Genomic DNA, 6866 nt, shown 5'->3' with positions numbered 1-6866 from the left:
GATCAACATAGAGCCTCGAAGGCTAGAACTCGTGACTATTTCCTACCGGCTATCTTCTCCACATTTTAACATGCCAAAATTATCAACAACAATCTGTTAATTAATTTCTTTGCAAGTCTAATGGAACTCGTTTCAACACCCCATCATAAAAGTAGCGACCTTGCATAGCCATTTTGCATAATGGCTACCTGCCGTGTGGGGTACCGAAACAAGTTCGGCATGACGGATAAGTTTATTTTTCCGCCGCCCTAAAAAACGAAAACGACGAATGCCCGTATTTCCGTTGCTCCACAAAAGCGGGGTGGTTACTTAGGTTTTGCAGCGACTGGTGCTCTACTATCAGCAGGCCGCCGGGTTTCAGCAGTTGCTTATCGAAAACGATTTTGGGTATCTCGGGGATTTTGTTGAGGTCGTAAGGTGGGTCGGCAAATACCAGGTCGTACTGCTCGGTCTCCATATCCAGGTATTTGAATACGTCGGCCTTAAAAGCTTGTATCTGGGTAAGGCCGTGCTGGCGGCTGGTATCCTTTAAATAAAAAACGCATTGCTGGCTGCGGTCCACACTGGTAACCTGCGCTGCGCCTCGCGAAGCAAACTCGAGAGATATATTGCCGGTGCCGCTGAAAAGATCCAGCACGGTGATATCTTCAAACTCAATTTGATTAAGCAGGATGTTGAAAAGAGCCTCTTTAGCCAGATCGGTGGTAGGGCGTACGGGCAGATTATTTGGCGGGTTAAGCCGCAAGCCCTTTAATCGGCCGCCTATGATGCGCATAGCGATAAAGCGGCAAGGCTCAGTATTTTATGCGGGATCACCTGCTGTGGTAACACCAGCACCTTGATATCATTGATGCGCACAATGCCGAAAAATTCGGCCAGGTAAGTGAAGCTCTTGTCGGAGTCGTTGATGTCGCCGCTGAGCACTAAGGTTAGCTTTTCGGGCGTCAGGCCCAGTTCATCGGCCACAAATGCGGCAAAGTATGCCAGTTCCTCGTGGCTCTTGTAGGTAAAGGTGTTATAAAAACGCAGCCCGTTGTAAGTAAAGTTCAAAATCTCTACCACGCCATTCTCTATGTTCAGGTACAAATCTGTACTGGTGGGGTAGTTGCTGGCAATAGCCTGAATCCATCCCTTGGCGCGGTAAACGGTGGTTTCGTTTTTGAAGATACCCTGAGATGCTGCTGCGGCTTCCTCTACTTTATAAATAATGGTGTTCTTGCTGTCCAGCGTTTGGGCGTACACCATATCGTTCTCCTGCACATCAAGCAGGCGAGCCACGTTGGCGGCGTATTCATTATCGAACAAGCTTTCGGGCATCAGCGTGAATCCGCCCGCAGTTAGGCCGGTTACAACTTTTTTATAGTCGGCGGTAAGCACTTCGCGTAACCGCTGCGGCGTGGTGAGTTCGGCCAGCGGGCAGTTTTCGGCCCAGGCCAGTAATTTTTTATCGTGGGCAATGGCATAGCTGAAACTATGCTGGTCAATCTGTAATAACAAATTGTAATCAGCAGCTTCGCTAAGGTTCAGTTGCTCGTCGGTGTATTTGTAGTTGTGCTCGCTCATGCAGGGTTTAGCAAAAGTAATATTTTTTCGGCTTACTTAATTAAGATAGTTGAGAGCATTTTTTGGGCAGGAGGGCTGCCTGGCTGAAATAGAGTGGGAGGTTTTAAACGGATTTTTTTTGAGATAGCTGGCAGCGGCGCTGGCCGTAAACCCCCATTGGGACTAAGCACCCGAAGGGTAAACCCGATACAGGACGAGACGGGGCGTGGCATCGAAAGTGTTCCACTTTCATTAAAAAGCATTTTTTATTCTAAGTTTATAACTTATTAATAATAAGATAATTGTGTAGTTTATCTAAAGAGCTGGGGTGTTCCAAAGTGTTCCACAAAAAAACTGTAAAATGCTGACTATCAATTGTAATTAAAAAATAAGTGTTTAACATTTAAAGTGGAACACTTAAAAAAAAAACCGCGCTTGGCACCTGCTTTTACCGTTTCGTAACCTTACCTATTTTGGATATATTGGCAATCATAAAAACCTGCCCATGAAAGTCCTTTTCGCCTTGTTCTGTTCTCTGCTCTGCCTGCAAGCATCCGCGCAGCAAAAAAAATACAATTATATGTATCAATACGGTATTGCCGATGCTTTTTTGGCGGGGCTTTACCACGGAACCTTGCCCGTAAAAGAGATGCTGCCGCACGGCGATTTCGGCCTCGGCGCGCCGGACGTATTGGATGGCGAACTAATCATTTACAAGGGCAAAGCCTATCAAACCCGTGCCACCGGCGAAACTACCTTAATGGCTGATACCGCCCGGATACCACTGGTGCTTTCTACCAATTTTAAGCCAGATACGGCGTTCTACATCAACTCGCCTGCGGATAAGAAAACGGTATTCAGCCAGATAGACCAATATCTCCACAAAACCAATGGCCTGTACGCTATCCGCATCAGCGGAGATTTCAGCGTGATGAAAACGCGTGCTTTTCCAAAAGCTGATAAAGAACCTTTTTTGCCGCTGGCGAGTATTTTAGACCAGCAGCACTTCTTCACCATGCCCAACATCAGCGGGACGCTGATTGGTTTTAAGCTGCCCCAATACCTCAGCAGCGTAACCATTGCCGATTACCACTTCCATTTCCTATCTGCCGATTTGAAAAAAGGCGGCCACATGACAGATATGGCAGTCACTAAAGTGAAGGTAGAGATTGCCGTGCTGCAAGGCATCGATATACAGATTCCACAGGATAGTGACTTCATGAATTTCGACTTTAAAACCGTCAAAAAAGGCGATGCCCTGAAAGCCGAAACACAGATAAAACAATAGGCCTCATCCCAACCCTTCTCCAAAGGAGAAGGGCTTAAGAATGCAATGGTAAATATTCAAAGTCCTCTCCTTTGGAGAGGATTAGGTGAGGCTGAGTTACAATATATAAAATACTTTCTCTTCGGCACGTGCTGGCTTCAGGTGCGGTATGGTTTCTTTTTGGCTATCGTTCAGCATTTCTTTCAGGTCGCGCTCAATGGTTTGCGATATGGCCGTAGTAGGCGTATCGGTAGGCTTGTTTTCGAACGGGTCCTGCAGGTGGATGGCCATTTTCTCTACCAGTAAAAATGCAGCGGCTATGGCGATGATCAGCGGCACCTCGAATATGCCGAAGAACTCGATAAGCCCGAAAGGCAAAAGCGCAATAAACAGGTACAGGCAAAAATGGATGTACAGGCTGTAGGTAGATGGGAAGATGGTGTTCTTTATCCGCTCGCATTTCCCCATGGCATCGCACAGGCGGGTTAGGGTGCGGTCTATCTCTACCTGCTGGTAATCGTTCAGCCAGCCATTTTTATAGGCCAGTTGGGTATCCATGCCGTGCAGCTTAAGCAGGCTGTTGGGCACGTTGGTATAGCGTCGGCTGAATTTTACCTCCTCATCCACCAAAAAATCGATGCTGCGGATATAGCAGTTTTGCCCGCGTAAGGATTGGCTCAGCGCATAGCACCAGGCTATCTGCCTGCGCACGAAACGTGTCTTGAAATTCTCTTCCTCCTCGTTGCCGGCATCTAAAAAGGTTATCAGCTGCCGGGTAAGCGAGCGCGATTCGTTCACGATGGCACCCCACAGGCCCCGGGCTTCCCACCAGCGGTCGTAAGCCTGGTTAGAGCGGAAGGCCAGTAGCAGCGATATAATGGTAGCCAGTATGGCCGGCACCGCAATAGGTATGGATATACGGAACTGCGGGAAAAAGTAGTGGAAAGCCGCGATAGCCACGGCATAGGCCGCTATCAGCAGTAATTCGTTTTTTATTTTGCCTACCAGGTAGGTAACGGGGATATTATCTTTTAATAGCATAATGTTTTTTGTTAGATGATGTGTAAATGTTTGGACTGGCTTAAAACTCCTGCCATTCCAGCTCTTCAATGGTGTGCAGTGCCTTCACTTTGGCCAACTGCGGCGAAGGTGTAAACGGCTGCACGGTTAATACAGGATATTTGCTACGCTCCAGCAGTTGCGTGGGTTCGTAGCTGTTTGGCGTGAGCAGTGTGCAGCTATAATCTTTCAGTTTGGCTATCTGGTCAATCTCTCTTGCTTCCAGGTAATTCTTGAATACTGCTACCGTGTTGCCGTAAAAGAATTCGGTTTGCAGGCTATCTATTTGGTTGGGGTATTGAGCAGCCAGGCGGTTGCACTCGTCCATAAACTCTTGCGTAATGTGTTCGTGCTCGCGGCTGCGGCGCGATAGCATCAGCAAATCGGAGATGGAGTCAGACAGTCCCAGGAAATTCACCAGTAATATGTTGAACTTTTTGCCGGGCTGGTGCTGCATCAATGCGGGGATGACATTTAAAGATGTTAAGCTAAAATCGGTTGGGATTAGGATGTTTGTGGTTTTCATATCGATGTTTTTTATTGTTTGATACAATAGTCGGCACCGGGTATTAGAACCGTTTAAGAGGAGGATTAGAAACTGATTAGAGTTTTTAAAAAATAAATAATCGTCATTCTGAACTTGTTTCAGAACCCCATCATAAAAGTCTACGATTGCAAAGGCGTGATAGCAAGAGTCGCCACCTGCCGTGTGGGGTTCCGAAATAAATTCGGAATGACGTTTGGGGCTGGAAACTAAGCTACATGCACCGGCAACATCACCCTGATGGTGGTGCCTTTATCAACCTTGGAGGCGATGGCAATACTGCCTTTATGCAGGCGCACGATGTTGAGGGCCAGAGGAAGCCCCACACCATGCCCTTCGAACTTGCCGGTATTGGAGGCCCTAAAAAATGGCTCGAATATATGCTGCACGTCACCCTCGGGGATGCCGATACCCTCATCTTGTATGCTGAAAATAACGCTTTTGTTCTCTGCGCTTAGCTTCAGGCTTACCGGCTTGTTTTCGGAGTATTTGCAGGCATTAAGGGCAATATTGCTCAGGGCCAGCTTTAACAGGTTGGGGTTGCCCATCAACAGAAGGCGTTCTTCCTCGTCGGGTAAAGCAGATAAATCGATGCTGAGGTTATTATCGGGGATGATATGGTCCACAGCTTCTTTTATCAGCCAGATGAGCTCATCGGCACGTATCAGTTCCCAGTTTTGCTTCTTGCCGTCGAAACCGGTTTGGGCCAGGCCAAGCAGGCTGGTGATGATATCCTGCAGGCTTTGCGCCCCGGTGAGTATCGCACTTAGGGTGTTGCGGGTATCTGCTCCGGGTTTGTCCACGCTTTTCAGGGCAAGTTCGGCTTCGCCTTTTATCACGGCCAAGGGCGTACGTAACTCATGTGAAGCGTTGCTGACGAAGTTATTCTGCGTTTCAAAGGCGGTTTCCAGCCGGTCGAGCATATTGTTGAAGGTTTGCGTCAGTTCGGCTACCTCGTCCTTGCCGTCGTAATCTTCCAGCCGTAGGTGCAGGTTGCTGGCCGTAATGGTATTTACCCGTTTGATGATCTTGCGTACCGGCTGGAAGGTAAGGTAAGAGAAACGCTTACCAATAAGATAGGCCACAACAACCGATAACACGAAGCCTATTAGTAATACATGTTCCAGGTTGTTCAGCTCATTTAAGCCATAGGGGTCTGTCGCCGATACAATGATCATCACGTCCCCATCGGCAAATTTGAAGATGTTGCCCGCGTAAAAAACATTGTCGGTTTTGTAGCGGGTTTGGCCATCGCTGATGATGTTCTTCACCAGTTCGGCCGGCACCCCTTTTAACCCATGGCCGTTTGTATAATCGGCAGGTTTTAGCAGATAATGTTTTTCGGAGGTGAGTTTTTCCAGGTAACGTTGCCGTACTTCCTTATAAACGCCGATGCTGTCCTTATCGTTAAGGTGGTATATCTGCGCCGAGATGTTTACCCTCGCTTCCAACCGCTTGTAAAAATCCTCGAAGGTAAACTGGTGCACGAAGTAGAAGATAGCGCCGCTCAGTATAGATATGATAGCCACCGTAAGGGCCAGGAATAAAAGGGCAACTTTCCGTTGGATGCTCATTTACGTTATTTTAAGATATATCCCATGCCAACCACGGTATGTATCAGTTTAGGTTCATGATCCTTATCCACCTTTTTGCGCAGGTAATTGATGTACACATCTACCACGTTGGTACCCATGTTGAAATCGATGTTCCAAACGTTCTCCAGTATCTCAATGCGCGACAGCATGTGGTTGCGATTCTTCACCAAAAATTCCAGCAGGCGGTATTCGGTGGCCGTAAGTTCGATGGTTTTACCGGCGCGGGTTACCGAGCGTTCGTCGGTATTGATAATCAGGTCGGCCACCTGCAGTAGGTTGGGGGCGGGGGCGTTGCTGCCGTTACGGCGGGCAAGGGTGCGTATGCGAGCGTTAAGTTCGGCCAGGCTAAAGGGCTTTACCATGTAGTCGTCGGCGCCGCTATCCAGGCCAACTACGATGTTTTCGGTAGTGCCCAGCGCGGTTAGCATCAAAATAGCCGACTGCGTATTGGCCTGCCTAAGCTGCCGGCAAACTTCGATACCGTTGATACCTGGCAGCATAATATCAAGTATGATGAGCTGGAAATCGGCCATTAGCGCCATTTGAAGGCCGGTAGTGCCATCGAGTGCGACGCTCAGTTCATGCCCCTCGGCGCTTAAATCGCGTTGGATGATGGATACCAGCCTGGCCTCGTCTTCTATCAACAGTATCTTCATTGGGGCAAATATATAACCTTTCAAAAATAATCGTCATCTTGATTACTATGACATATGCAAATGTTTTTGCCATGATAGTTTATTTTTCATGAAGATTTCTTGATTAAACAGTGTGTCCGAATGAATGAGTTTGAATACAAGCTTTAGCAAGACGTTTTTTATCCGATTCAATATGGATAGGTGTTCGTATGGATAGGTGTTCG

At 47.7% G+C, this 6866-nt stretch carries 7 protein-coding genes; 1 reads left to right on the top strand and 6 read right to left on the bottom strand.

Annotated elements, in window-relative coordinates; translation table 11 throughout:
* Positions 1-232: 232 nt before the first annotated feature.
* Together rsmD and AC1DYT_RS26590 are read right to left on the bottom strand one after the other, a co-directional pair.
* Positions 233-775 (bottom strand): 16S rRNA (guanine(966)-N(2))-methyltransferase RsmD, encoded by a 543-nt coding sequence (gene rsmD, locus AC1DYT_RS26595; protein WP_477472511.1) that lies wholly within the window; start codon positions 773-775, stop codon positions 233-235.
* Positions 763-1563 (bottom strand): DUF3822 family protein, encoded by an 801-nt coding sequence (locus tag AC1DYT_RS26590; RefSeq protein ID WP_477472510.1) that lies wholly within the window; start codon positions 1561-1563, stop codon positions 763-765. The genes rsmD and AC1DYT_RS26590 overlap by 13 nt, the downstream gene beginning before the upstream one ends.
* 484 nt (positions 1564-2047) lie before the next feature.
* On the opposite strand from AC1DYT_RS26590, the gene budA reads away from it, so the two are divergent.
* Positions 2048-2830: an acetolactate decarboxylase gene (gene budA, locus AC1DYT_RS26585; protein ID WP_477472509.1), complete on the top strand. Its 783-nt coding sequence runs from the start codon at positions 2048-2050 to the stop codon at positions 2828-2830.
* A 96-nt stretch (positions 2831-2926) separates the two neighbouring features.
* Here the strand turns inward: budA and AC1DYT_RS26580 are convergent, their stop codons facing one another.
* From AC1DYT_RS26580 to AC1DYT_RS26565, 4 genes are all read right to left on the bottom strand, one after another.
* Entirely contained in the window at positions 2927-3850 is a 924-nt protein-coding gene (locus tag AC1DYT_RS26580) for a bestrophin family protein (RefSeq protein WP_477472508.1), read from the bottom strand.
* Between the two features lie 40 nt (positions 3851-3890).
* Complete coding sequence (locus tag AC1DYT_RS26575; protein WP_477472507.1) at positions 3891-4394, bottom strand: hypothetical protein; 504 nt, start codon at positions 4392-4394, stop codon at positions 3891-3893.
* 227 nt (positions 4395-4621) lie between these two features.
* Complete coding sequence (locus AC1DYT_RS26570; protein WP_477472506.1) at positions 4622-5986, bottom strand: HAMP domain-containing sensor histidine kinase; 1365 nt, start codon at positions 5984-5986, stop codon at positions 4622-4624.
* 5 nt (positions 5987-5991) lie between these two features.
* Positions 5992-6663 carry a response regulator transcription factor gene (locus AC1DYT_RS26565; RefSeq protein WP_477472505.1) on the bottom strand — a complete coding sequence of 224 codons (672 nt, stop codon included), beginning with the start codon at positions 6661-6663 and terminating at the stop codon, positions 5992-5994.
* Positions 6664-6866 lie beyond the last annotated feature (203 nt).

This window comes from Mucilaginibacter sp. P1_D10, assembly GCF_056406215.1.
The sequence above is the reverse complement of the archived record's forward strand: the minus strand, read 5'-3'. Positions and strand labels throughout refer to the sequence as shown.